The sequence below is a fragment of the Thermosporothrix hazakensis genome, assembly GCF_003253565.1.
In the GTDB taxonomy this organism is placed as follows: Bacteria; Chloroflexota; Ktedonobacteria; order Ktedonobacterales; family Ktedonobacteraceae; genus Thermosporothrix; species Thermosporothrix hazakensis.
Genome location: NZ_QKUF01000021.1, coordinates 14,484 through 40,815, shown reverse-complemented (window position 1 = coordinate 40,815; position 26,332 = coordinate 14,484). Strand labels below are relative to the sequence as shown.

Sequence of the window (26,332 nt, the reverse complement as noted above, 5' to 3'; positions counted from 1 at the left end):
ACTGTACCTCCGTTACCCTGTAGTTTCGACTTTGAGCCGCCAGGCAAAATTTCGTTTTACGATCGAGAGTAAAGCGAGATTGTGGGGGAAGAGCCGTTCCAGTTGATCGATGATACGCAGGACTACCATTGGTAAGAGGTTACTCCGCTGCGCAATAATGTGCGGCAGGTAGCCCATCTGGAGGTACGGTTCTGGCTGATCTGGGCGGTCGGGGTCGCGAAAGAAGTGGAAGGCTCGTACTTCCTCATTGTTCATGGTTTCGATCTCGCTATCCAACTCAAGCGAAAGGGGCGGAATGCCATGTGAGGCCGAAAGGACGGTTACACTGCCATCCGCGTTCTGCTGCTCTTCCATAGTGCCCAGAATGATGACATAGATCAGGACTGCCTTCTCAGAAATATAATCGGGCGAGAAGAGTTCAAGCTGTGCCTCGTTTGAGAGGCGTGGGCCAAGTGTGCCATATGCCGGATTTTGCAGGATCGTATCGTAGATGACGCCAACGGCATAGGTCACAGGCTCACTGCTGGAACCAAGCAGTTGCTTGAACGGCATGCTTTCATCATACTCTCCGGCACGAATGGCAACGCGTACGAACCGGCCAAAAGCGTAGTCAGCCGGGCGGGGAACTATATCGACTTCGCGCGGGCCAAAAATCTGGCAGACATAGTTAATGTGCGAGTCGGATTTGACGATTTTCCCTATAACCATCAATGTACCTCAGAACTTTTCCGTGGGCTTGACTTAGAACAAATGCTTTTGCCGCATTATAACATAGTGAGAGCGTTTCGCAGTGGTTTTTGGGGAAAGCTGTTCAAATTCCATCTATCTTTCTGGTCGGTTTGCCGATATAATTTGCTGAAGATCAGTAATGGAGCAGTCAGTTTCGATGCGTTTCCCAGGGGCACCGATCGCTGTTTGCGCCATTTATTATGCATGAGGGAGAACAACTTTATGACCGAGGCGAAAAACATCTCTTCTCCAGATGATTCGACTAAGAAATCAGTACCACGACGACCCCCAGAAGTGGATCAGTACGTCGATAGATTTCTTTCTATTGTGTGTGATACCAGCCGTCGCTATATTCTGGAGTTACTGGCTATTCCTCAGGAAGGCGATTCCCCCGCTTTACCAGAGCGCCGTTCGGGAGATATTGCTCGTGAAATCGGGCTCTCGGCAGCTACCACTTCCGAACATTTGCGTCAGCTTACAGAAATCGGGCTGGTCTCTTCCCGCAGAGAAGGGAACATTGTCTATTATCGTCTGCGTAATCATGCGTTGGTCAACGCGTTTCAGCAATTGATAGTCGCTCTGGATAAGGATTATGCTGCTCAACTGCATCTTGACGAGCAATAGCCTGCTCAAGTGAGAAGCTCATCAATGGCCTGCAAGAATTCATCAAGGTCGAGTGGTTTGTGCATGCCCTGAATATGGCGCTGGTGGAGTTCTGCCTTTGGCAGGCGTGCACTGATCATGATCGCAGGCACATGGGACAATTCGTGTCTGGCATGCAACTGGTCGTACAGTTCGAGGCCATTCATATGCGGCAGGTGATAATCAAGGATGAAGAGATCTGGCCTTATCTCATTGACCGTTTTGAGGGCCTCGAAACCATCTGTTGCCAGTATAGCAATGTAAGGAGTTTCTTCCGAAATGACCTGGATCAGTACTTCTCCTATATTTTCGTCATCCTCTACTAGAAGGATAGTTTTTTTGCTCGACTTTTGTTTTGCTTGCTCGTTCCGATGACTCATACCGTAGCTCCGACCATGCCGTCCTGTTCTCAATTTCGATCGCGAACGAAATACTATTCTGACTATATCACGTTTTCTCAGAGAAAGATAGGGAAGATTTCACCTTCCCTTTGTTTTTTGTGATCTTTATGGGCCGCCTGTTTTATTCACGTCAGAGCTGACTTCAATGTTACCCTGTGCTATTTGTCTGCTTGCTCTTATACGCGCCCCTTCTGTAGAGTACAATTGGAGATAGCACGATGGATTGACGATCGCTCTTCACGCTCATCCGGGGAACTGTGCTGAGTGTGACGAGCTCATCTTTTTTTATGGAGAATAAATTGATGACCGTAACTCTTCCTGATCTGGATACGCTGTTACAGCCGTTGCTTGCGGACGAGGAGGGAAGCACGACGCTTTCCGCTCGTGAGTATCTTTTTCCTGTGACCCGGGAGCATGTCTATTTTAACCATGCATCGACGGGAGCACTGCCCCTGCCGACGGCTCGCCTGATGCAGGAGTACATAGCAGATACCTCTCGTTATGGGGGGCTGCATGAGGATTACTGGCGAGGCCACTGCACGGAAGCTCGTCGTCGCCTCGGACGGATGCTGGATGTGCCAGCGGAACTGATTGCCTTCACGGCCAGCACCGGCGATGGTTTGATGACGATTGCGCAAGGGCTGGAGTGGCGCGCAGGGGATCACATTGTCCTGGCTGAGGGTGAGTTCCCGAGCAATGTCTATGCCTGGTTAAATCTGCGTGAACAGGGCGTTGAGATTGAGTTTGTACCGGTTCGTGATGGGCGTATTCCGGCTGAGGAGATCTGTGCTCGCATCACCGAGCGTACGCGCCTGATCAGTCTGAGCCTGGTAGAGTTCTCGACCGGCTTTCGTAATGATGTCGCAACGGTGGCGGCTTATTGTCATGATCGCGGCATTATCTGTGGAATCGATGCGATTCAGGCGCTGGGAGCGCTTGACGTGAATGTGCCCCGGCTTGGCGTTGATTTTGTTGCTGCTGCCGGTCATAAATGGCTGCTCTCGCCGCATATCTGTGGCATTCTCTATGTGTCGGAGGACCTTCTTGCTCGTTTGCAGGTATCGCGTCGAGGCTGGTTCAGCGTGAGCAATCCGATGGATTTCTTCAACTATGAACAGCCTCTCAAGGAGGGCGCGGCGCGGTTCGAGCATAGTTCGCCCAATACTTTTCCAGCGGTGGGCCTGAGTGCTTCGCTGCATGTGTTTGAGCGCCTTCAGGGAGGAATGCAGGCGGTCGAGCAGCGGATCCTGGGCCTGACCGCGCACACGATCAAGGGCTTACAGCAGCTCGGCTATAGAGTGGTCACCCCGATGGGTGAAGGGGAGCGCTCTGGAATTGTCTGTTTCCAGCCTATTGCAGAGCGTCAGCAGACAGTGCAGGGCGTGGTCGCAGCACTGGCCGAGCGTCGCATTTGTGTTGCGGCACGTGGCACAGTTGTGCGCATCTCTCCACACTTCTATAATACAATAGCAGAAGTAGATGCACTCTTAAATGCGCTTGAAGAGATCAAAGGTATCTAGCCGCGCTTTGGGGGGCGTGTTTTGTTGTAATGGAGAAAGGATTGAAGTATGACATTCTCTTTCATTTTGATGGATAGGGCAGACGCGACGAGCATCGCACAATGGCGCTATGAGGAGGAATACGAGGTCTATAGCTTCAGTGCAGATGAGGAGACTATTGCCGAATTGCTCGATCGTCGCAGCCCCTACTACGCGGTTCATGATGAAGAGGGGGAACTGGTCGGCTACTTTGTCTGTGGAACGGCTGCAACCGTGGCCGATACCGATGAGCCGCGCCTGTTCGTCGAGCCGGGAACGTTGCCTATCGGGCTTGGTCTGCGTCCTGATCTGGTCGGGAAGGGACTTGGCGTGCAGTTTGTGCGCGCTTGCCTTGAGTTTGCGCGTCCGATGTTTACCCCGGAGCGCTTCTGTTTGTATGTTCTTTCCTGGAACAAGCGAGCGCTCAAGATCTATGAGCGGGCCGGGTTCCATGCTGCGCGTACCTTCCTGCAAGAAAATAAGCACGGAGAAAGCGAATTCATTGAGATGGTTCGCTCTGCCCGTCTGTAACCATCTGGAATGGCTCTTGCGTGATAGAAGAAGAGAATAGCCGGAGCTTGAAGCCTCAAGTCTCCATTGTGCCTGTCGGGTATACTAAGTGAGAGATGTGAATGAGTGGGTTGGTACGGTGAAGTAAGGTCGTCTGTATGCATTTCTGCTTGACAAGTGTCTTGCTCATCGCATACAACTAAAGTGTACTCGATAACGCCTCTCCTTTGTGAGCCTTTGCGAGGGGGAAGGTGAGTATTCAACAGATGTGTAATTGACGAGGTGTAGCGCCTCGTTCACTATTTTCTTGTTAGAAGAAGGAGTGATGTCTTATGGCATTTGAGCTTCCGCCTCTTCCGTATGACTACAATGCGCTTGAGCCCTATATTGATGCTCAGACAATGCAGCTTCATCATGACAAACACCATGCGACGTATGTCAACAACCTCAATGCTGCGTTGCAGAATCAGGCATCTCTGGCAAACCAGAGCGTAGAGGATCTGCTGCGCCATATCAATGAGGTTCCTGAGAACATCCGCACTGCTGTTCGCAACAATGGTGGTGGTCATGCGAACCATACCATGTTCTGGCAGATCATGAAACCCAATGGTGGCGGCGAGCCAAAGGGCGACCTTGCGAACGCGATTAACGCAAAGTTTGGCTCCTTTGATGCCTTCAAGCAGCTCTTCAATGATACCGGTGCCAAGCGCTTCGGTTCCGGCTGGGTCTGGCTGGTACTGGATCGCGGCGGCAACCTTGAGGTCATTTCGACCGCCAATCAGGATAGCCCGCTGATGGAGGGCCTCTATCCTGTGATGGGAAATGATGTCTGGGAGCATGCGTACTACCTCAAGTATCAGAACCGCCGTCCTGAATACCTCAATGCCTGGTGGAATGTTGTGAACTGGGATGAGGTTGAGAAGCGCTACGCTCAGGGACGCGGAGCAAAGTAGGAACGTACACGCTCTTCCAGAGCAGGCGTTTTTTGCTTGAGACAGATAGGAAGCAGGGCTTTGCCCGCCTCTTACCTGTCTCTCTTTTTGACAAAGCGTTGGCGGTTTGCTACACTGAAAACCGCGTAATGCATACGAACAGAAACAGGGCTATGCTTTGTCTCCATTTTTATGACACTCTTCTTACCTGTTTCCTTCATTATGGCCTGTTCCCCGTACGAGCTATTGAATGGGCTTTCTTTTTGTCTGAAAATCGATAAAGTGTGTTTGAGTTCAGTCAGGTTGGAGGATCGTGAACCAGGAAGCAATCTTACATGCAGATATGTCCTTTATGCATGAATGGGCGCTGGATAAAGGGCGCAGACTGAAGCGAGCAGAAAAGATTATTCTCTCTACAATCAACCGTTTTGTGTATGAGGCCGACCATATTGTTATCAGTGTCGGAGGAAAAGCCGGGCGGCTCGGGGAGAGCGTGGTTGCGACAGCGCTGGTGGAGGCGGTGATGCAGGCGCTCCGCTACGCCGGCAAGGCAGGAACTCCCGTCACTATTTTGGTAGATGAAGGCGCTGCCTCTCTGTTTAATGAGCAACTCTATCAAAAAGAGTACTGGCAAGGAATAACGGTTGTACGCGCGACAATTCAACCGGAAGAGCGTCGCCTACTGGTGCAAGAATATGCAGTCGGTGAAACGGTGCTGGTGCTGGATTTCGACGGGGCCAATGATGAGCTGCCGAAGCTTCAGGTGCTTGAGCGCGACGAAGAGGATTCCTGCACGGTTGCCATTCTCGACCATCTGTTCCGGGTGGGGATACGAAGCTATGCCCATCGTGGCCCTGTACGGCGCTACGTTGATTTTGTGGAAGAGCTGTTTGATTTGCCTGACGGGATCTTGAATGGCCTCTATGCTCAACCTCAGATCCGCCTTTCTACCGTGGAAGAACAGGAACGATATCAGACGCTGGTGAAGCGCTATACGCTGAATCCTGACGCACTTCGAGTCGTTTGCTTCTTTCAGACGGTTGTCATTGCGAAGTGCTACTGCCGCTGGGACGAGGTGATGCAGTTGCTCTGTGAGCATGTTGCCCGCGCTTTCCCGGGAAAAAAGGTGGAGTTTATCATTGTTTGTGGTCCCGATGAGATCCACCCTGATGGGATGCGTAGAGCCGATTTTCTGGAAGAGTATCAGGGGTTTCGGGGGGTAGACCAGAACGCGCGGGTACTGGTAGTCGCGCCCGATTCGCTGCGGGATCTGGCGATTCTGGCAAAACAGGCGGATCTTGCCCTGTCGAACGACACCGGTCCTGGACATATTGCCGGAGCGCTCCAGGTGCCCACTGTTACGCCGTATCTGCCTGGAAATGTCTATTCGCGCAAGGTCTGGGCCTCGTCGCTCTGGCATGAAGGCGTAACGCTTGAGCCGAGCCCATATAGCTTCGAGCAGATTCGTTCGGCTGTCCTCTGGGATCGTACCACGATCATTGATAGTATCCCACCTGAGGAACTGGTTTCCGCCGCGCTTGCCAGCCTGCCTGAGGAATGGCGCGTCGAGAATCACGTGCAACCAATAGCGTGAAGGCGTAGAAATGAAAGTTATCCACATATTGTGTGTATTTCTCCACAATTATGTGGATAACTCCCCTGTTTTAGGTATTATTCTGTTTCTTGCTCGATGTAAAGGGGCGCATATGAAAGCTATTACACAAACAAAGGTGCAAGAGATTCGTTGCATCCCGCCTCATTGTCCTCGATCAAAAAATCTCCTGTGTCCGCTCCATAGAAATTTGTTTCCTCTCAAGCGTGTTTAGAAGTAGCACACATTCTATGCCACCCATACAACGCTGATCCCGGTTACAACAGTGGAGCTGTCGCAGCCAATCAATCCATCTGGAGCAACCGCAACAGCGCATGCTAGCCCTTGACGGCACCGGCTGTCAACCCGGAGACAATACGGCGTTGTAAAAAGAGCACAAGCAGGACCAGCGGTAACGTGACGATGATCGCGGCGGCGGCAAGCTCACCATAAGCGATGGTATGTTCGCTGCTGAACTGCGTAATCGCGACGGTCACCGGCTTTGCCTGCTCGTCGGCGGTCAGTACCAGGCCGAACAGGAAATCGTTCCAGACGGCGATAAATGAGAGGATCGCTGCCGCAAAGACACCGGGCGCGGTCAGGGGCACAACTACATACCAGAGCGCCTGTAGCCGTGATGCACCATCGGTTCGGGCTGCTTCTTCCAGATCTGCCGGAAGATCGCGGAAGAACGAAGCCAGAAACCAGATCGTTAGTGGTAAGGTAATCACCAGATCCGGGATAATCAGCGCCAGGTAGGTATTGTAGACGTAGAATGGACCGGTAAAGAGAATATAGAGCGGGCCAACCATCGCGATAAACGGAAACATATTGACCGAGAGCACACAACTGAGTACAAGCGGTTTTCCGATAAAGTTTGTGCGTGCGATGGCGTAGGAACAGAAAATGCCAAAGAAGAGCGAGAGCAGTGTTGTCGCTCCCGCCACAATAGCGCTATTCCGCAGGGCCAGCAAGAATGTCGGCGTTGTCAGAACGTGCTGATAGTTTTCCAGGCTGAAGGTTCGGGGAAAGAGCGTCGGTGGGGCGGCAGAGAGCTCCAGCCCCTCTTTCACCGAGGTCATAAAGGTCCAATAGAGTGGGGCCAACGACACAAAGACGATCAGGATGACGGCCAGATAGCGGCCAAAAACACCCCAGTTCCATTCTTTCGTTGTTTTTGTGGTTTCTTCTACATGCATATGAGTTGGCATTAGTACCTGTTTTTGGACTGCCATTGTTCAGGCTCCTTTCGTGTTATCTTTGCTGGCGCGTGCCCTCACGCATAAAGCTCAGGAAGATCAGGCTGATAATGACGCCCAGGAGAAAGATAACGACCGAGACCGCAACTCCTTGCGAGAAGTCGCTACCAATTGGCGAAAGCAGCTTTTGGGAGGCAAAGGTTGCCAGGGAGGGAACCGAACGTTGCCCGAACACATAGAAAATGTCGAACACCCGAATGGCATCGAGAGCCCGGAAGAGGAGCGCGATCAAGAATGCCCCTTTGAGCATCGGCAGAGTGATGCGCCAGAAGCGTTGCCAGCGTGAAGCGCCATCAACATCGGCAGCCTCATACAGTTCGGCAGGAATAACCTGCAAACCTGCTAGCAGCAGGAGCGCCATAAACGGCGTGGTCTTCCAGACGTCAGTTATCAGGCAGGCGGCAATCACGCCCCAGTAGCTCCCGATCAGCGAGTCGCTCGGGCCAAGCAGGTGCAAAAAGCGCAGGATATAGGTCATGATGCCCGTCTGATCGTTGTACATCAGGAGCCACATCTGCGCCGAGACAACGGTTGGAAAGGCCCAGGGAACCAGAATCGCCGCCCGTACCAGACCGCGCCCGGGAAAAGTTTTGTTAATCAGCAGCGCGATTCCCAGACCAATGATCGATTCAAGCGTGACGCTTCCGATCATAAAGATGATGGTGGTCAGGAATGCCTGCTGAAACACATCATCTCGCAGACTGGCCGTGTAGTTCCGGAACCAGATAAACGCCGGGTGTTCCAGCAATGGGTTATCCAGAAAGCTTAGACGGATCGAGTCAAGCATTGGATAGATGGCGATAATCAGGATTAACAGGATGGTTGGTAGCACCAGGGCATAGGGGAGAAAGCCCCCCTGTAAGCGGATTCGATCAAAGAGAGAAAGCTTCTTCTCCTGTGGTGGTCTCGCGGTAAATGTTGTCATTCCGTTCTCCCTTCACTGTCGCTCTGCTCGTATTTCACGACCATGAAATAGCCTCTCATGCCGCGTTTTATCTGGGATTGATGATATTGTTGAGCTCGGTTTCAAGGTTCGCCAGAGCTTCGACCGGCGTGACCTGATGCTTGAGCGCCCGAAAGATATGCTTCTGAATCGCGTTGGAGACTGCCGTGTATTTGGGTGATACTGGGCGCGGCTGAGACTGTTCCAGAATCGGTTTAAAGCGGGCAAATTCTGGATGTTGCTTCAGGACATCTGCATCTCCGTAGATACTGGCAAGCGTAACGGTGAAGGTGGCTTCCAGCGCCGCGATCTTCTGGGCCTCCGGACTTAACATATACTTGATAAACTCCCAGGCGGCCCGGGCGCGCTCTTCAGGCAAAAAGGCGTTAATGGCCAGATTCCAGCCGCCAATGGTGGAATGTCCTGTTCCCTCTTTGTCTCCTGCTGGCAGGGCTCCAATCTCAAATTGCCGGGGAATGCGTGACTGTTTGGCATCATTGCTGATTGCAATGGCAAAGGGCCAGTTGCGCATAAAGAGCGCATCACCGCTTTTAAAGACATCGAGCGATTGCTGTTCCTGATAGGTGATGACGGCATCTGGCGAGATCGTCCCGACCCAGTTCACCATAGTGGAGAGCGCCGCGCGTCCACGCGCATCGTTCACTTTGATGTTGGTGGGATCTTTGGTATCGAGCACTGCGCCGCCATAGCTATGGAGCACCTCGGCAAAGTTGCAGACAAGTCCTTCATATTGTGCTCCCTGCCAGACAAAGCCATATTTTGTCTGTGGCTGCAAGGTCCTGGCGACATTGCTCAGTTCCTCCCAGGTCTTGGGTGGATGAGAGAGCAGGTCAGAACGGTAATAGAGCAGCCCGATATCGGTGCGGAAAGGGGCCGCCCAGAGCTTTCCCTGATAGGTACAGGCCTGGAGCGGGCTTTGCAGATAGTTCTTGCGCTCTTCGGGTGTCCAGAATTTGTCCAGTGGCTGAATCCAGGCATTGGCGGCAAACTGAGCCGGATAGACCACATCTAGTGAGAGAATGTCGATACTGGTGCCGCGGGCGCGCAGGGTTGTGGTGTATCTGGTCAAGAGATCATCTGTGCTGTTAGGCCCTTGCCGCCAGACGACAGCAATATTATTTTTCTTGCCGACAGTGGTATTGAAGGCCTCGGTTAGTTTTCCGTAGGTGTTTGATGTGTCGTTTTCACTCTGCCAGACCAGCGTATTTGCACCGCTGGCGCTTCCGCCACAGGCTTCCAGGAGAGAAAGTGCGCTTGTGCTGGTCAGACCGAGCAGGGTGGCTCTTTCCAGAAAGGTGCGGCGTGTGATGCGCCCTGAACGCATGCCAGAAAGAATATCATCCAGGAACTGACGTTGTTCGGTATCCATTTCAGGTTGCTCCTTTCACGCTGTCTGACATACTTTTTTATGCTTTTGGCTTATACTTTCCCTCCAGCATTTGGTGAGAAATGCTGTCCGGGAGAGGATAGCGGCCCGAGAGAGAGTTCTGCTTTGTGAGATATGTGTCTGTATAAGTTTGTGAATATGAGCTATTTATATTTTCTCCCCTCGACAAAATTCTGCTTTATATAGATGTATTTAAAGGGAGTGACTGTATTGGGTTTGTCTTTATGGTGATTGCTTCTGGTTTCCTGACGTATATCCTGAATGTAGAGGGAGAGATATTGAATCATGAAAGGAACAAACAGAACATCTGAAAGAGCAACGCCGCGTTTCAGTATCGGTGAAGCGTTTCTTCCTCTCATGCTCATCGTGATGGAAGCATGCTGGATCTATGCCTTACTGCTTGCGGCGAACGCTCTTTTTAGTGCGCCGCTTTTTGAACCGCTTCAGTCTACCTGGCCTCTTGTGCTCATGGGGTTTCTCTGTGCCGGCCCTGTCTCTCTGCTTGAGAAACGCCGGGGATTGCTGCCTTCTCTGGGGTTGTATAGCGTTGGTGCTGCACTTGTGACGCCTGGGCTCTCCTGGACGATCATAGCGACCGTATGGGCAGGCGCCGGGGATACGACGTTGCTGATCGCGCATCTGGTTCTTATTTTTGTGGTTTGTCTGGCGATACTCTGGCATGGGCGCTCTCTTGCCCGGGGCTCATTGGAGCCGGGTGATATAACGGAAAAATTTCGGCGCGGCATCCTCTGGCTGCTAGGTGCGCTTGGTGTGATTGCTGCCACGCAGAAAGCTGCATTCCTTTCCCCTCTGTTCCTGACAATTGTGGTATTTATTGCCAGTTCGTTATTTGCGCAGTCTTTTTCCAGAGTCGCTTTTCTGCGGCTTAGTTACCAGAAGTCGATGTTCGGTGATGTCGCACGGCAGGATCTGACGCTGTTGAGCATGGTTAGTTTGTTCTGTTTGTTTCTGGTCGTCCTTGCCATCCTTATTGTCTCAATTATTCAGCCGAACTTGCTGACTGTGCTCCAGAGGCCGCTGGTGTGGCTTTATCAGGGCGCTATTTATGTATTTGCGCTGGTATTCTATCCGCTGGTGTGGCTGCTGTCGCTGGTGCTCCCGGAGTATAAGTCCGGTCAAAAGCATGAACCACCGATAAAGCAGTTCAGGACACTGGATCATCAATCTGCATCTCCTGCAAACTCCTCTCTCTTTTTCGCTATCCTGGTTGCGGTAACAGCGCTGATTGTTGCACTCCTCCTGATTCGCTTTCTGCTGGCGTTGCGCAAGCGCAAAGTGACGAGTGAGCTGCATGAGAGTATCTGGTCCTGGCACTTGTTCTTTGAGCAGTTACGGAGCCTTTTCAGGGCCCTGCTCCGCAAAAAGACTCGTGCTGTCGCTGAGGCCGAGCAAGAACGATACCCGATGGAGCTGGAACATGAGCCAACGATTCGCTCTATACGTGAGCTCTATCGGGCGTTGCTGGCGTGGGCCGAACGGAATGGGATCAAGCGCAGGCTGGATGAAACCCCGAGCGAGTTTGAGCGTCGCTTGCTGGATCAATTGGCGGTCAGAGGACCGGAATTGCATCAGGTGACGCTGGCCTATATTGCTGCTCGCTATGGTGGGAGAACGTTTCAGGCTGAGGAGATCCTGCGGGTTCGTGAGGCGTGTCTGCTTCTCCAACAGGGGAAGCGAAAAGGGCAGTAGTTCCGGCATGTGAGCAAGGTTGACATGACAGCGTATAGTATGCATACATGTTTTGAGAAGCAAGGTTGAGAAGCGTAAAAGGAAAAGAGTTAGAAGCGAACCATGAAAACACCGTCCGCCACACAGGAAGTCACGCAGGAGACCGGAGAGCCCCTGAGTACAGGAGCTCAGCTTTTACCTCTGGTCTTTACGGTGATGGAAATATGCTGTATTTACGCGCTTTTTGTTGGCTTCTCCAGTGTCCATGTTCTGGGTCTGCATGATCCTGTGATGCCGTTCTGGGGAATGTTATTGCTGGCTGGTGGGGCAATGTGGTTGTCTATCCTGCTTGAAAAGCGCGCTGCAAAGATGATGGAAGCAGGCAAGGAACCGCCGAGCGTGGCTGCCGATGCTATCTGGCTTTTTGGGCTGATGATTATCTTAGAGATACCGGTTCTCTGGGGAGGCCTGTACGCCGGTTCTTTTGCTGTCTGGGATGCGCGTTGGTTCGGCGCTCTGGCTCATGATTTCCTGACCGCTTCTCCCGCGTTTTACCGCATCTGCTTGATTCTAATGCTCTCTATCTACTTTGGCTGGAGGGCGGTAACCCTGGCACGGCAAACGCTTGAACCCGGACGGGTCTTCCTGACCTTCCGCATAGGAATAGGCGTGCTGGCCGTGGCGGGTATCCTGCGCGCAATGGGACAGGACATGGGCAATGATCCAGCACTGTTTCTGGTGGTGCTGCTCTTTATCTGCTGTACTGTTATTGCGCATGCATTGGCAAATGCGTCCTTCATACGTGAGACCCATGCCCAGGGCCTTTTTGGCAGTGTTGAGGGGCAGGAGCGCAATATTCTCTCGGTCGTTCTGGCTATCTGTGCCGTTTTTGCTGTGGTCGCGCTTCTGGCCTGGCTGCTGATCTCTCCCGAACTGCTCGGTCAGATAGTGAGCGCGGTTGCTCCTGCATATAACGCGGTGGTGATGGTGATTGCGACCGTGGTGGGTTGGATTGTGACCCCGTTTTACTATGTTCTCTCTCCACTATTGAGCTGGCTGGCTGCTCATCTCTTTGGGGCCGACCTGGCTGATATGCCCGAACAGAAGAGGTATAAACCACCTGTGGGGATCTTTCAGCCGACGAAGGATGCGGACCCGACCACGCTTGCGATTGGAGAGATCGTGCGCTATGCGTTGCCGATAATTGTTTTGCTGGCGCTTGCTTATGGGATCGCGCGTATGTTGCGCAAACGCCGGAGCCGGGTGCGTCAACGCCCGGGCGAGCAGCGTGAGAGTATCTGGTCCTGGGAGCTCTTTACCACCCAGTTAAGGGCATTTTTACGGTCGTTCTGGCTGCGTTTCTTCCCGCAGAAGCAAGACGAGAAAGAGCAGGTGCCCGCTGCGGTGATTGCGGGCTCTCCAATGGCGCGTACAGTTCGTGAGATTTATCGAGCGCTCTTGCAGTGGGCGGCGCTCCGTGGCGTGACCCGCAAGCAGGGTGAGACCCCCTACGAGTTTGAGCGGCGTTTGCGGGCTTATATCAGTCAGGGGGAGCCCGAGCTAAAGGGACTGACGGAGACATATACACAGACGCGCTACAGTGGCTCTGAGCCGTCACAGGATGTGGTGGTGCAGACACAACAACAATGGCAGGCGTTCCAGCAACAGGCAAGATTTGGGCCTGGCCCGGAGAGGAAGCAGAACTATGGAGTCGCGGACTCCTGAACAGAGGCATCCAATCACGCAAGAAATAGATCTGGGGGTGGGAGCGCGTCTCCTACCCTTTCTTTTTCTCGGCATGGAAGCATGCTGGATCTATGCGTTGCTTGTGGGGCTGACCAGCTTTCGTCTGGGAGGCATGGTCACGGCCCTCTTGCCGTTCTGGGGACTGTTGTTGCTGATGGAGGGAACCGGTTGGCTGGCGCGTTTGCTGGAACGAGGAGCCGCCTTGCGTGATGAGACGCAGGGTACACGCGGCGCGACGCTGGACACCCTGTGGCTGACGCTCTGGGTGCTGGCTCTGCTGGTACCGATCCTCTGGGGAAGCCTCTATGCCTCAGCTTTTGCGCTCTATGACCTTCGCTGGCTCTCACATCTAGGAAGCGATATGCTGAGCCTCTCGCCTGCGTTTGTCCGTATTGTGGCACTTCTCCTGCTCGCGATCGGGCTGGAAGTGCGTTGTGCGGTTGTTGCCCGGCAGACCGTCCATCCTGAGCAGGTCTTTCGCACATTGCGTCTGGGACTGGTGGTAATTATCGGGGCGTTTTTGGTCCGGATCGTGACGCAAACCGTGGGTGATGAGCCTGCGCTTTTTGTGCTGATCCCGCTGTTTCTTGGTTGTGCCGTGGTTGCACATATGCTTGCGAACGCCGCCTTCTTACGCATGACCCAGGGAATACGCAAGGCCGAAGCGGTCGGGTTTGAGCGCAATCAACTGATCGTGGTGATCGTCGTTGTCATCCTCTTCGCGGTGTTGACGTATGTGGTCTGGATGCTGGCGACCCCTGAACTGGCACAGAAGACGGTCAACGTGCTGAGTTCAGGCTATACCTTTGTGATCGAGCTCCTGGTCTATCTGGTAATGGTCCTGCTGACTCCTCTCTTCTGGCTAGTTGAGATCTTCTGGCCCTTCTTCACAGATCTCCTGTATGCGCTCTATTTGGCTTTTCAGCGTTTTCTGGATTTCCTGGATGTCGGCAAGCATACAGCGACGGGAGGTCGGGCGCAAACACCATCTGAGGTTGTGTTTGTGATTTCGCGGGTACTATTTGAGGCGCTTCGGTATCTCGTACCTCTGGCCGTTGTGCTGATCCTGCTCCTGGTCTTGCGTCAACAGCTCCGGCGCTATCGCCGGATGAGCAAACCGCATCCCTATGAAACCCGTGAAAGTATCTGGTCCTGGCAACTCTTCAAACAGCAGTGCATCACACTCCTGCTGGCGCTCTGGCAGCGTTTCTTTCCGCCCAAAGCACGCCCAGAGGCTGCATATGAAGAGGTGCAGGCGGAGACGCCCGCGTGGCGTATGCGTCGTATCTATCGCGCATTCCTCCACTGGGCAAGGCTGCGGGGTTTTCCCCGACGCCATGCCGAAACGGCCAGCGAATTTGAGGTCCGGCTGAAGCGGCATCTTCATACATCTACAACCGAACTTCATGTACTTACAACGCTCTACAACCGGGCTCGTTATGGGGTTTCGGAGCCATCTGAAGAGGAAGTAACACGAGCGGCTCACGAGTGGCAGTCCTTGCAACAAAAGGCAGATCATCCCCATAACTAAGATTTTTTCATGAAATCCAGCATTTTCTTTCACTGATTTGATGAAAAATGCTTGTAATTATGTCGTAATTTGCAGATATCTGTAAAATTATGCTTGATATTGATAAATATATGTAGTATACTAACGAAAAATTGCAAGTGAAAGGGAATTTCTGGATGCAGGTTTCAGAGCATGTGCAAGAAGGGCAGGAAACATCCTCGGTACGGCGTTTACCGTTGTATGCCTACTATGTTGCGAACACGATCTCCTATGTAGGGAATAGATGTACCTTTGTAGCGATTCCCTGGTTTGTGCTGGAGACAACCGGGAGCGTAACACAAACCGCAATAACGGCCTTTTTCACAACGCTTCCGATGGTGCTGTCAGCCTTTTTCGGAAGTGTCTTTGTTGATCGAGTCGGTTCCAAGCGCACAAGCATTCTCTCTGATCTCCTCAGCGCGCTCACCGTCATGTGTATTCCATTGCTTCATCTTTTCGGTATACTGGCATTCTGGCAGCTCCTGGCGCTGGTCTTTATCAGCGGATTGTTGAAAGCACCGGGCGAAACCGGACGCGAAATGCTCCTGCCAACTCTGGTCAAGCAGGCCGGAATTCGAATGGAGCGTGCGACGGCTGCTGCCGATGGAGTGAGCCGCCTGTCAAGTTTCCTGGCATTGCCACTGGCTGCCGCATTGGTTGCATTGATAGGGGCAAGTAACCTGCTCTGGATTGATGCCGTTTCTTTTCTGCTCTCGGCGCTCTTGATCGGGGCCTGTGTACCCTCGGTTGCTCTGGCGCGTCGTGAGAGCAGCGAAAAGCGGGGTATAAAGGGCTATTTCGCTGATCTGGGGAGCGGGATTGCCTTTCTTAAATATGAGCCGGTCATTCTCACGACGCTGGCGACGGTGCTGATTACCAACTTGCTGGATGGAGGCCTCTCGACCGTCATTGCTCCGGCATATACGAAGTACTACTTTCACAGCCCGGTACCACTGGGTACCATTTTCGGTGTCATGGGAGGCGCGGCCTTCGTGGGGACCATCATCTTTGGCGCGATCGGGCATAGATTGCCGCGCCGCCTGACCTTTGGACTCTGCTTCTGTATTGGCGGTGGTCTGCGTTTTCTGGCAATGGCCTTTGTCCCGAACATGTGGTTTTTGACCATCGCCCACGCGTTTATGGGGCTGGCGCTCGGTCCGCTCAATCCGCTGCTGAGCACGATTCTCTATGAGCGGGTCCCGGAAAACATGCGGGCACGCGTCTTCGGTGTCCTGGCTGCCGGGTCGAGTATTGGCATTCCTGTCGGAGAGCTTTTGAGTGGTTATCTGGTGAATGGCGTGGGGATTCAAAACAGCCTGATCATTACCGGGAGCATCTACATGTTGGTGACGCTTTCGCTGCTGGTGAATCCGAAATTGCGTGCAATGGATCGTTCTGTAGAAGCGGCGGCGTGAGATAGTTCAACTGATCTGTCCGGCTGTCACGTGGTAGCGATGGGCCTGTTCCAGAATAGATGATGGGAACTCTGTCAGGTCGGTCGCAGTGAGCAGTACCTGTTGATGCTGGATGACCTGTTGCAGCAGGTATTCGCGGCGCACATGATCGAGCTCGCTAAAGACATCATCAAGCAGCAGGACCGGCTCGTCTCCCGTATGGGCGCGCATATAGGCGAGCTCTGCCAGCTTGGTGGAGAGGGCGACCGTGCGTTGCTGACCGCGAGAGCCATAGGTATGGATGTTGACGCCATTGACCAGAAACTCCAGATCATCACGATGGGGACCAAGCAGGCAGACTCCTTGCAGGATCTCCTTGCGCCTGATGGCTCGAAGCTGCTCAAGAAAGTGTTGGGGTGCGTCGAAGGGTGACCAGGCGGGGTCAACTTTCAGCGAAGGCCGATAGACGATTTTTAGCCGCTCTTTCCCGCCACTGATTGCCTCCTGAAGCGGCGCAGCCTGTTCATTCATGGCCGTGATCATGCGTTGTCGCTCATAAATGATCTGGTTCGCAAGCTCGGCAAGGCGTTCGTCAAGATAGACAAGCAGTCCCGGATCTTCATGCTGGTCTCGAATGCGCTTGAGAAGCGCTGAGCGCTGCGTGACAACCTTGCGATACATCATCAAGGCCTGACAGTAGTGTGGCACAATCTGGCAGAGAGCGCGATCAATAAAGCGGCGGCGCTCGTCCGGAGTGCCGTCAACAAGGTGAAGGTCGGCAGGTGCAAAGAGCACAACCTTCATCTGACCGATCACATCGATTGTACGGCGTGGAACACCATTGAGTTTCAGGCGCTTGCGTGGCATCCCGGAGGGCAGTTCTTGATGAGAGACTGGCTGTGTTCCTGCCTCCTCGTTGAATGTCGGGGGTGTAGGATCAAAGATGATCATTTCGATGGCAAGATCATCTTCCAGCCGAATGACGTTCCCTTTCAGGTGAGCTATATGGTCCGGTGCATGCCAGTTGACGGCTTCGCGATCGCTTGAGGCATGAAAGGATGTGGCGGTTGCCAGCATGCTGACCGCTTCGAGCAGGTTGGTCTTACCCTGGGCGTTATCTCCGTAGAAGATAGAGAGGCCCGGAGCCAGGGTAAGATCTAACTCTTTATAGTTACGAAAATAGCTCAACGAGAGGTGGGAAAGATACATGAAATGCGTCCGTGAAGTGCTTTCAGCTCCGTGCAGGGGAACGGGTCCCCTGCGGGCTGTTTGCATCATCTCTTCTGAATATGTTTGAGACCTTAGCGATTGGCGCTCATCGGCATGATAATATAGGTGTAGTCCTCGGAGCCGACCGGGCGAATCGCGCCGGGGCGAGCAGCGGAGGTTACTTCCAGTGCCACTTCAGGTGTATCAACGATCGCGAGCACATCCGCCAGATATCTCACGTTGAAGATGATTTCCTGTTCAGGGCCATCAATGGAGGCATGCACGGTACTGACGCTGCTACCCACATCCTCGGCGGTTGCCTCGACGGTTAGTTCACCGGGCTCAAGTTCGCTGTTGCCCCCACGCAGTTTGAGCCGGGTAATATTCGAGCTATCACGTGCGAAAGGCATCACTGTTCGCACTGCTGCTGCGAACTCTTTGGTTTCGATGACGGCGCGGGTCGTGTACTCTTTCGGGATAATACCCCGGAACGGTGGGAACTTTCCCTCGATCAGGCGAGAGACCAGATCAACGTTTGGTGTGTGGAAGAGCACCTGAGAGCGGTTCGGCGTGACGATCATCTCAACGGTTCCCTCGTTGGGCAGAATGCGCGCCAGTTCAGTGAGCGTCTTTGCCGGGATCAGGATGTTGTCCTCGATGCGTGCGCCTGCTGGCAGCGGTGTTGAGCGGACGGCCAGCCGGAAGGAGTCGGCGGCGGCAAAGGTCAGTTGCTCGTCACGCGTATCGACGTAGACGGCGGTCAGAACCGGGCGCGTATCGTCGTCAGCGGCGGCGAAGGCGACCTGTGTAATGATTTCTTTGACCTGTTTGGCGTCCAACTGTACGGGGGTTTCATCGCCTTCTGCGCTTGGGATCGTTGGATATTCGGAAGGGTCCATGCCCTTCATGGTCGTGTTGACGCCCTGGCTGCGGATATTGATGCTATGGGTCTCTTCGTCGGCAGAGAGCTCGATTTGAACCGGGCGCAAGCTGCCAACCAGCTCAGTGATCGTTTTTGCGGGAACTGTGGTTGAGCCCTCTTCCACCACTTCTGCATCAACCCAACAGTTAATACCGATTTCCAGATTTGTCGCAGAGAGCTTAAGGCGGCCGTTATCAGTGGTTATTAAAATATTAGCAAGAATAGGTAGAGTGCTACGGCTTGAGACGGCATGGCTGACAATAGAGAGGCCGCGGCTCAAGTCCTGTTGTTTACATGTAATCTTCACGAACGTTTCCTCCAGACACAACCAAAAACAGAAAGAATATCACGGCTAGTATAGCCTAGTCCAGAAGGATTGTAAACAAAATATTACCCCTGATAAGCGTAAATACGGCATTTTTTTAGAACAAATTTTTAGGCTGACGACTGTCGGAAACACCGTTTAAGTTCTCTTCTCTGTATCAGGGATTCCTTTGGCAGGAGCTTGTTTACGTTGAAGGTACTCCTGAAGCGTGCCCTTCTGTTGCAGGTAAGCATTGTCTTCACCCAGAAGTGGAGGGGCCTTGTAGAGGCGTGGTGGGGTTCCCGTCAGGCCCAGAGGCGAGCCTGCAAGCGTGATCGAGCCCGCAGTTGGGTGTTCACACTCCCAGAGAAAGCCGCGACTTTTGTGCTGTGGGTGCTTGAAGACCTCGCTGACCCTGTTAATCGGGCCACAGGGGATACCAGCAGCGCGTAATCGTTCCAGCCATTCGCTACCGGGGCGCTGCTGAAAACGCTCCTGAAGCTGTGGGATAAGCTCTGCTCGATGGCGAATGCGTTGAGGGTTGGTCGCGAAGCGCTCGTCGGTCGCCAGTTCTGGACAGTCCAGCAGGGTGCAGAGTTTCTGAAACAGGGTGTCATTGCCACAGGTGACGACGATATAGCCGTCGGCGGCGCGAAAGGCCTGATAGGGGACAATATTGGGGTGCGTATTGGCGTAGCGCTGCGGCTCCTGTCCCGAGATCAGATAGTTTGAAGAGACATTGCCCAGAAACGAGGTTGCCGTTTCAAACAGCGAGATATCGATATATTGTCCTTGCCCCGTCCGCTCGCGTGCGTGGAGCGCTCCCAGGATGGAAATGCAGGCAAAGACACCCGCGGAGATATCGGCTGCGGGAAACCCGGCTCGCTGTGGTTCTCCCTCGGTCTCGCCTGTGACCGCCATAATACCCGACTCTGCCTGTGCCACGAAATCATAGCCGGGATAGTGAGCGTAGGGCCCCTGCTGCCCGTAGCCGCTGATCGAGCAATAGATCAGGCCCGGGTTCTGCTGCCGAAGGTTTTCATAGTCCAGCCCGTAACGTGCCAGCGTCCCCGGGCGAAAGTTTTCAACGAGGACAGTGGCGTCTTGAATCAGGCCGAGCAAGAGTCGTTTGTCTTCAGGGCGCTTGAAATCTAACTCTACACTGAGTTTATTGCGATTCAGGCCCAGGTAGTACGCGCTTTCGGTGGCGGCGTAGGGAGGACCCCACTGGCGTGTATCGTCGCCTTTGCCGGGCTGTTCCACTTTAATGACAGTTGCACCCATATCAGCAAGTAACATCGTGCAGTATGGGCCGGAGAAGATGCGTGTGAGATCGACAACGATAACATCAGCGAGTGCAGCGTCCATGATGCCTCCTGTGGTGTGACATTGGCTACGGCATTTTTCCTCATCTTACCATATCTATTATGCAGGATGCAGGCGAGTTTCTCTACTCTTCTGTCTGCTTTATTTCTACGCATCTACTGCACCTTCTCATTATTTTTAGGAAGAAAAATGCTTGTGCAATATATTTATGCAATTAAATATATTTATTTATGATTATTTGTAATTTCTCTTCATAATAATTTATTGACATTTATTGCTTATTTTGCTAAACTGAGGCACATCAGCAAGCGCATGAGTTCTCTTCTCTGGAAGTTCGAGCTCTGACACACCAGACTTGCCTGTTTCCCGTGCAGAAGCACAAAACTGTTTTTCAGTAAGGGAAAAGCGAGTTTCATGGTAGCCATTTGCCCACTTTCATGGCACAACGTGGTCGGAGCTACCCATGAAAGTGAGTAAGATGTCTGTACTTTTCTTCTCTCACCTCCATTGTCGAGGATGAGTCGTACAATGGCCTCTCAGAGCTGCTGAGGGGCGAAACAAACAAACGAATAGCGCCGGGCAGCAGTGGAGACCCTGCCGAGCAGGGAGAGTCTCCGAGGGGCGTAACAAGGTGGGAGATGGGAATGAGCGACAATGGGACGTGTTGGGGCTTTACATCTGGCTTCGTGGAAGGGAGAGCAACAATCTGTTGATAACAAACCAGAATACAATAGAGGGGTAGCCAGATCCATGCCATCATTAGAAGAAGAACAGCCAACATCATCATCCACGCCTGCGAAAAAGCCAAGCCGGAAGAGTGGCAACACCATTCGTGCAAAATATGGTGAGGACTACTATCGCCGGATTGGGAAAAAGGGAGGTACCATTCTCAAAGAGAAGCGTGGCACTGAATATTACCGTACCATCGCACAAAAAGGTGGTCGTGCGAATGTTAGCAAGTATGGTCCTGAGCATTTTTCTGAAATGGGTAAAAAGGGAGGAAATGCCACTAAAATGAGTCAGGGCCCGGACTTCTATCGCCGGATTGGGAAGCTAGGTGGGGCGGCAAAGCGAAAAAAGAAACGGGCAAAGGAACAAAAGGAACAAGAAGAAAAATAAAATGGATGAGCGTTTCATCTACCTTTTTGGAAACACAGATGAAACGCTCGTTTTTTCTGTTTCCTGTGTCTGTCTTGCTATTTTGTCTTGCTGCTCTCCTGCTCTGCATTGAGGCGAGCAAGCCCTTCCGCGATCGCGTCCACAACTCCGGTCTCGCCAGTTTGTTTGGTTACGCGCAGCGCGTTCTTGATCGCTTTCGCATTTGAGCGCCCATGAGCAACGATTGCGGCGCCATTAATACCTAACAGAGGAACACCGCCATACTCGGCATAATCAATGCGTTTGAAGATCTGGCGGAGGCTTGGGCGGAGCATCAGCGCGGCAATCTTGTTTTTCCAGGAGCTGGTTAACTCTGTGCGAAGCATGCCGCTCAAAGCCTCTCCGAGTCCCTCGCTGAGCTTGAGCACCACGTTACCCACAAAGCCATCACAGACGACAACATCAGCGCCACCGATCGGGATGTCACGTCCCTCAATATTGCCGATAAAATTGATGCCAAGCGTTTGCGCCTCGCGTTTCAGCAACTGATGGGCTTCGATAACCTGTTGATTTCCCTTGCCTTCTTCTTCTCCATTCGCCAGCAGGCCAACACGAGGAGACGGAATATTAAAAATGCGCTCCATGTAAATGGAGCCCATCAAGGCGAATTGTGGCAAATAGTCAGGTTTGCAGTCGGTATTTGCTCCCATATCAATAATCAAACTGACCCCACCCTTTAAAATGGGGAAGATCCCACCTAGAGCGGGTCGTTCGACACCGGGAATACGCTTGAGCGTAAAGAGGGATGCTGCCATCATTGCGCCACTGTTGCCTGCGGAAACCGCACCCAGGGCTTTGCCATCTCTCACAAGCTGAAGAGCCACGGTCATTGAAGCATTTTTCTTGCGGCGGACAGCAGTTGCAGGATGCTCATGCATCTCAATGATCTCGTCTGTGTGAACGATGGGAAGATCCAGTCCTGCAACATCATGTTTTGCCAGTTCGGCGCGGATTTTATCTTCATGACCGACAAGATAAACACCTATTCCATATTCACGGGCAGCCAGAATAGCCCCAAGCACTGTTTCAGCGGGGGCATTATCGCCGCCCATGGCGTCAAGCGCGACGCGCACAGGAGCCTTCCCTGAGGAACTCATCCGTCAATTCCCCCCAGGTTCTCCGATAGTTTCTTTGACCAGTCCAACCAATTTCTCCAGATCAAAAGGTTTATAAACGATATGCCTGACCCCGGCTTCTCGCAGTTCATCTTCCTCCTGGACGGCTCCCAGGAAGGCTGTTACCACAATTACCGGAATCTCTTTGCCTACTCCCATCTTCATCAGCCGCAACTCATCGCGCCCATCCAGATACGGCATCATAATATCCAGCAGAACGAGATCTGGCTTATGTTCCATGACTGCATCATAGAAGCGCAAACTCTGGGTTGTCATATGGGTTTCATAGCCTTCATCGGCCAGCGCTTCTGTGAGCAGGTCGGCAATCGTTGGATCATCATCCATAACTAAGATCTTCTTCGCCATGTTCCAGCAATCCCCTCATCTGCAAAAGCACAGAGTTTTTGACATCTCGAATGTTGCCTACCTCTGTAGGCCCAAATGTATTATAACATCCGGTCTTATTAAGTGTACGAGGGAAATTACCAATCAGTAACTCGATAGGACTTTCTTTCTTTGCTGTACAGGGCTATTCCTCCCTGATGGGTGATTGCCTGAACTTTTCGCTTGACATTTCGTATCTATTTGTACTACTGTACGGGGGATGACCTCTCTTTGAACATGTCTTTTTTGAAAAACAGGGCAAAACGGGTCGCATGTCTTTCTCTTCACATATTTTCTGTGATCGTTGTGGGGCGGCGAACAGGCCGCAAGCAAGATTTTGTCGCGCGTGTGGGGATCCCCTCCACACCGATGTTTCCTCCACTCCTTCCGCTCTGGATCAAGCACAGAATGCCGCTATCTATCCGGCTGCTACCACGCTGACCGGTTTGTTAGAGCCGCAGCATGAGCTAAAACAGCGCTATACGATTCTGGCAAAAGTGGGGAGTGGCGGCTTCGGTGCGGTCTATAAGGCAATGGATGCCCAATTTGGCAATCGCGTTGTTGCCATCAAGGAGATGAGCCAGAGCAACCTGAATGCGAAAGATGTGCAGGCAGCGTTTGAGGCATTTCAACGTGAATCGCTGCTGCTTGCGAACCTGAATCATCCCAATCTGCCCCGCATCTACGACCAGTTCACCGATACCGGACGCTCCTATCTGGTGATGGATTTCATCGATGGCGAGACTCTGGAAGCGCGCCTACAACATATTCATGGGAAGCGCCTGCCGGTTGAAAAGGTGCTGGAAATCTCGCTACAGCTCTGCGATGTCCTGGATTATCTGCATACCCGACAGCCGCCGATTATTTTTCGTGATTTGAAGCCTGCGAACGTGATGCTGACCCCGGCCGGGCACCTCTATTTGATTGATTTTGGTATCGCGCGTCACTTTAAGCCCGGGAAAGCGAAGGATACAACGGCGCTTGGCTCGACCGGTTATGCGGCTCCCGAGCAATATGGGCGCTCGCAAACAACTGTCCGCTCTGACATTTACAGTCTGGGCGCGACCATGCATCAACTGCTGACGGGTGATGATCCAACGGAGACGCCGTTTCATTTCGGCCCGATTGAACTTCCACCTCATACGGCTCTGGACGGACTGGATGATCTGGTGTTCTCGATGGTCAGCATCAGCGCTTCACAGCGTCCCGAAAGCGTGGCGCTGGTCAAGCAGAAGCTGCAGCAGATTGCAACCCTGTATACTTCTGAACGCACGATGCCTCTGCTCAAAGGTATGCTGCCCGTCAAGGAGCCACCCGGGAAACAGGCAACCGGTATACACAACTCGCGCAAGATCGCGCAGTATCACCTCACAAAGCAGCCAAACACGCTCTTTCTCTGCTTTGGCCATTCCAGCCGCGTCACCTCGCTTAGCTGGTCGCCGGATAATAAATTGCTGGCCTCGGCAAGCTTTGATAAATCAGTCATTCTCTGGGATACGGCGACCGGACAGCAGGCGCGAACCTATCAGAAGCATACTTCGCGCGTGCTCGCACTCTGCTGGTCGCCTGATGGGCGCTTTGTTGCCTCCGCGGACGATGAGGGAACGGTGCATGTCTGGGAAGCGGCCAGCGGCGAGCTGGTCTATATCTACAAAGGGCACACGTATCGCTCGTTGCATGCCGTAGTATGGTCCCCGGATGGAGCGCGAATCGCATCAGCGGGAGTGGATCAGCAGGTGCATATCTGGGATCCAATGGAGCAAAAGACGCTCTTCAAGTACCAGCGGCATACCGATACTGTGGAGGCTGTGGCGTGGTCGCCTGACGGAACGAGGCTCGCATCAGCGGGCAAAGACCAGCAGCTTCATGTCTGGCAACCGGAGGGCCAGAAAACACAGTCGCGCTCGTGGTTTGGGCTTATTTCATCACTATGGCACTCATCCTCACCGCAACAGCAGGCATTCGAGCATGCGGGGCCGATTCAGGCGCTTGCCTGGTCACCCGATGGCAAGCAGGTTGTTACCGCGACTGGTAGCAATGAGCGACGCGTCTCTATCTGGCATCTGGCAAGCCGCACACGTACCAGATTGGAGATCATTCCGCAAAGTACCAAAAATGCGGTGGCGTGGTCGCCCGATGGCGCGCTGCTTGCGGTCGGCGGTAATGATCGCCTGGTGCAGCTCTGGAAGCCAAGCGGAGATCATTGTACCTTTACCTATCCCGGTCATCAGGGCAATATCCATGCGGTGGCGTGGTCGCCTGATGGGACGCGGATCGCTTCAGCGGGGGTGGATCGCTCGGTGCAGATCTGGAAGGCACCCCGCTAGTGCGCATGCTATCCTTGCGCTCCTGCGGCGTGATATGCTACCTCTAGAAGAGTGATACAACGTTGTATTTCCATGAGTAGAAAAAGAGGAGCTACCTGTGAATTTTGATCTCAATGAAGAGCAAGCTGATATTCGCGACATGGTACGGCGCTTCGCTGAAAAAGAGCTCGCTCCCTTTGCGGAGGAGTGGGATGAAACGCACCATTTCCCTCGTGAAGTCTTTACGAAGATGGCCGAATTGGGCTTGATGGGCATGACGACCCCGGAAGAGTATGGCGGGAGCGCCCTTACCCGGTTGGGCGGTGCGCTGGTCTATGAGGAACTGGGCAAGGGCGAAATGGCAACAGCGGTCGGGCTCTCGGTCCATAATATGGTAACTGGCTCGCTGGCTCGCTTTGGGAATGAGGAGCAGCGACAACGCTGGGTGCCCCGTCTGGCGGCAGGGGAACTCTTAGGGGCGTTTTCGCTCAGTGAGGCGGAGGCCGGTTCTGATGCTGCTAGCCTGCAATGTCTGGCCCTGGCGGAGGGAGAAACGTACCGGTTGCAGGGGGCCAAGATGTGGGTGACAAATGGTGGTGAGGCTGATCTGTATCTGGTGATGGCGCGAACAACGCCAGGAACAGGCGCGGCCGGGATCTCTTGCTTTGTGGTGGAAAAGGGAACGCCTGGCCTGACCTTTGGCAAGACAGAGCGTAAAATGGGGCTGCATTCCTCGCCCACACGTGAACTGATCTTTGATAACTGTGTGATCCCTGCAAGCAATCGCATTGGTACCGAGGGACAGGGGTTGAAGATCGCACTCTCTTCTCTGGCAAGCGGACGTGTCAATATCGGAGCGATTGCGGTTGGCGTGGCGCAGGCAGCCTTTGAAACTGCCCGAAACTATGCCCGGGAGCGCAAGCAATTTGGCAAGCCGATTGCTGCATTTCAGGGTCTGCAATTCCTGCTGGCCGATATGGCAATGAAAATAGAGGCTGCCCGACTGCTTGTCTATGAAGCCGCATATAAGCTTGACACACAGCAGGACGCCGCCCTGTACGCCTCGATGGCAAAGTGCTTTGCGACAGACATGGCAATGGAGGTGACGACCAATGCCGTGCAGGTGCTTGGCGGTGCCGGCTATGTTCGGGATTATCCGGTTGAGCGTTATATGCGTGATGTCAAGGTGTCGCAGATCTTTGAGGGCACTAACCAGATTCAGCGAATTGTGATTGCCCGTGCACTGCTCGGAGAGCTTCGCTAAGCGTTCGGGGAAG

General features: G+C 53.1%; 22 protein-coding genes. 12 read left to right on the top strand and 10 right to left on the bottom strand.

The window, feature by feature from the left end:
* Nucleotides 1-12: 12 nt before the first annotated feature.
* Nucleotides 13-708: a DUF8166 family protein gene (locus EI42_RS22395; protein ID WP_111324873.1), complete on the bottom strand. Its 696-nt coding sequence runs from the start codon at nucleotides 706-708 to the stop codon at nucleotides 13-15.
* Nucleotides 709-951: 243 nt separating this feature from the next.
* Between EI42_RS22395 and EI42_RS32730 the strand changes: the two genes are divergently transcribed.
* Nucleotides 952-1,353, top strand: coding sequence for an ArsR/SmtB family transcription factor (locus EI42_RS32730; RefSeq protein WP_111324872.1), 402 nt, complete (start codon nucleotides 952-954; stop codon nucleotides 1,351-1,353).
* A 5-nt stretch (nucleotides 1,354-1,358) separates the two neighbouring features.
* On the opposite strand, the gene EI42_RS22385 is transcribed toward EI42_RS32730, so the two are convergent.
* Nucleotides 1,359-1,751 (bottom strand): response regulator, encoded by a 393-nt coding sequence (locus EI42_RS22385; RefSeq protein WP_111324871.1) that lies wholly within the window; start codon nucleotides 1,749-1,751, stop codon nucleotides 1,359-1,361.
* A gap of 323 nt (nucleotides 1,752-2,074) precedes the next feature.
* On the opposite strand from EI42_RS22385, the gene EI42_RS22380 reads away from it, so the two are divergent.
* The 4 genes from EI42_RS22380 to EI42_RS22365 all read left to right on the top strand — a co-directional run bounded on the left by EI42_RS22380 (nucleotide 2,075) and on the right by EI42_RS22365 (nucleotide 6,346).
* On the top strand, nucleotides 2,075-3,292 hold the full coding sequence (locus EI42_RS22380; RefSeq protein ID WP_170142830.1) for an aminotransferase class V-fold PLP-dependent enzyme: 1,218 nt from the start codon (nucleotides 2,075-2,077) through the stop codon (nucleotides 3,290-3,292).
* 48 nt (nucleotides 3,293-3,340) lie between these two features.
* Nucleotides 3,341-3,841: a GNAT family N-acetyltransferase gene (locus EI42_RS22375; protein ID WP_111324869.1), complete on the top strand. Its 501-nt coding sequence runs from the start codon at nucleotides 3,341-3,343 to the stop codon at nucleotides 3,839-3,841.
* A 311-nt stretch (nucleotides 3,842-4,152) separates the two neighbouring features.
* Entirely contained in the window at nucleotides 4,153-4,773 is a 621-nt protein-coding gene (locus EI42_RS22370) for a superoxide dismutase (RefSeq protein WP_111324868.1), read from the top strand.
* Between the two features lie 322 nt (nucleotides 4,774-5,095).
* A complete protein-coding gene (locus EI42_RS22365; RefSeq protein ID WP_111324867.1) occupies nucleotides 5,096-6,346 on the top strand; it encodes a glycosyltransferase family 9 protein in 1,251 nt (416 codons plus the stop codon).
* 335 nt (nucleotides 6,347-6,681) lie between these two features.
* Here EI42_RS22365 and EI42_RS22360 read toward each other — a convergent pair whose 3' ends face one another.
* The 3 genes from EI42_RS22360 to EI42_RS22350 all read right to left on the bottom strand — a co-directional run bounded on the left by EI42_RS22360 (nucleotide 6,682) and on the right by EI42_RS22350 (nucleotide 9,935).
* Nucleotides 6,682-7,578, bottom strand: coding sequence for a carbohydrate ABC transporter permease (locus tag EI42_RS22360; RefSeq protein WP_211326311.1), 897 nt, complete (start codon nucleotides 7,576-7,578; stop codon nucleotides 6,682-6,684).
* A gap of 19 nt (nucleotides 7,579-7,597) precedes the next feature.
* The gene (locus tag EI42_RS22355) at nucleotides 7,598-8,527 is read right to left on the bottom strand and encodes a carbohydrate ABC transporter permease (protein WP_111324866.1); all 930 of its coding nucleotides are present in this window, start codon (nucleotides 8,525-8,527) and stop codon (nucleotides 7,598-7,600) included.
* A 67-nt stretch (nucleotides 8,528-8,594) separates the two neighbouring features.
* Nucleotides 8,595-9,935, bottom strand: a complete 1,341-nt coding sequence (locus EI42_RS22350; protein WP_111324865.1) for an ABC transporter substrate-binding protein — start codon at nucleotides 9,933-9,935, stop codon at nucleotides 8,595-8,597.
* A 303-nt stretch (nucleotides 9,936-10,238) separates the two neighbouring features.
* Here EI42_RS22350 and EI42_RS22345 point away from each other — a divergent pair, with 303 nt between their 5' ends.
* From EI42_RS22345 to EI42_RS22330, 4 genes are all read left to right on the top strand, one after another.
* Nucleotides 10,239-11,663, top strand: coding sequence for a DUF4129 domain-containing protein (locus tag EI42_RS22345; protein ID WP_111324864.1), 1,425 nt, complete (start codon nucleotides 10,239-10,241; stop codon nucleotides 11,661-11,663).
* 102 nt (nucleotides 11,664-11,765) lie between these two features.
* On the top strand, nucleotides 11,766-13,367 hold the full coding sequence (locus tag EI42_RS22340) for a DUF4129 domain-containing protein (RefSeq protein ID WP_111324863.1): 1,602 nt from the start codon (nucleotides 11,766-11,768) through the stop codon (nucleotides 13,365-13,367).
* On the top strand, nucleotides 13,348-14,919 hold the full coding sequence (locus EI42_RS22335) for a DUF4129 domain-containing protein (RefSeq protein ID WP_170142829.1): 1,572 nt from the start codon (nucleotides 13,348-13,350) through the stop codon (nucleotides 14,917-14,919). Before EI42_RS22340 ends, EI42_RS22335 begins: the two co-directional genes overlap by 20 nt.
* Before the next feature lie 155 nt (nucleotides 14,920-15,074).
* Nucleotides 15,075-16,352, top strand: a complete 1,278-nt coding sequence (locus EI42_RS22330; protein WP_111324861.1) for an MFS transporter — start codon at nucleotides 15,075-15,077, stop codon at nucleotides 16,350-16,352.
* Nucleotides 16,353-16,358: 6 nt separating this feature from the next.
* Here the strand turns inward: EI42_RS22330 and recF are convergent, their stop codons facing one another.
* From recF to EI42_RS22315, 3 genes are all read right to left on the bottom strand, one after another.
* Nucleotides 16,359-17,540: a DNA replication/repair protein RecF gene (recF, locus tag EI42_RS22325; protein WP_170142828.1), complete on the bottom strand. Its 1,182-nt coding sequence runs from the start codon at nucleotides 17,538-17,540 to the stop codon at nucleotides 16,359-16,361.
* A 92-nt stretch (nucleotides 17,541-17,632) separates the two neighbouring features.
* The gene (gene dnaN, locus EI42_RS22320) at nucleotides 17,633-18,769 is read right to left on the bottom strand and encodes a DNA polymerase III subunit beta (protein WP_170142827.1); all 1,137 of its coding nucleotides are present in this window, start codon (nucleotides 18,767-18,769) and stop codon (nucleotides 17,633-17,635) included.
* Nucleotides 18,770-18,925: 156 nt separating this feature from the next.
* Nucleotides 18,926-20,134, bottom strand: a complete 1,209-nt coding sequence (locus EI42_RS22315) for a CaiB/BaiF CoA transferase family protein (RefSeq protein WP_111324858.1) — start codon at nucleotides 20,132-20,134, stop codon at nucleotides 18,926-18,928.
* Between the two features lie 708 nt (nucleotides 20,135-20,842).
* Here EI42_RS22315 and EI42_RS22310 point away from each other — a divergent pair.
* Nucleotides 20,843-21,211: a hypothetical protein gene (locus EI42_RS22310; protein WP_170211511.1), complete on the top strand. Its 369-nt coding sequence runs from the start codon at nucleotides 20,843-20,845 to the stop codon at nucleotides 21,209-21,211.
* 77 nt (nucleotides 21,212-21,288) lie between these two features.
* On the opposite strand, the gene plsX is transcribed toward EI42_RS22310, so the two are convergent.
* Together plsX and EI42_RS22300 are read right to left on the bottom strand one after the other, a co-directional pair.
* The gene (plsX, locus tag EI42_RS22305; protein WP_111324931.1) at nucleotides 21,289-22,323 is read right to left on the bottom strand and encodes a phosphate acyltransferase PlsX; all 1,035 of its coding nucleotides are present in this window, start codon (nucleotides 22,321-22,323) and stop codon (nucleotides 21,289-21,291) included.
* A 27-nt stretch (nucleotides 22,324-22,350) separates the two neighbouring features.
* On the bottom strand, nucleotides 22,351-22,731 hold the full coding sequence (locus EI42_RS22300; RefSeq protein WP_111324856.1) for a response regulator transcription factor: 381 nt from the start codon (nucleotides 22,729-22,731) through the stop codon (nucleotides 22,351-22,353).
* Between the two features lie 290 nt (nucleotides 22,732-23,021).
* Between EI42_RS22300 and EI42_RS22295 the strand changes: the two genes are divergently transcribed.
* Nucleotides 23,022-25,076, top strand: a complete 2,055-nt coding sequence (locus tag EI42_RS22295) for a WD40 repeat domain-containing serine/threonine protein kinase (protein WP_111324855.1) — start codon at nucleotides 23,022-23,024, stop codon at nucleotides 25,074-25,076.
* A 97-nt stretch (nucleotides 25,077-25,173) separates the two neighbouring features.
* Nucleotides 25,174-26,319, top strand: a complete 1,146-nt coding sequence (locus EI42_RS22290; RefSeq protein WP_111324854.1) for an acyl-CoA dehydrogenase family protein — start codon at nucleotides 25,174-25,176, stop codon at nucleotides 26,317-26,319.
* The last annotated feature ends 13 nt before the right edge of the window (nucleotides 26,320-26,332 follow it).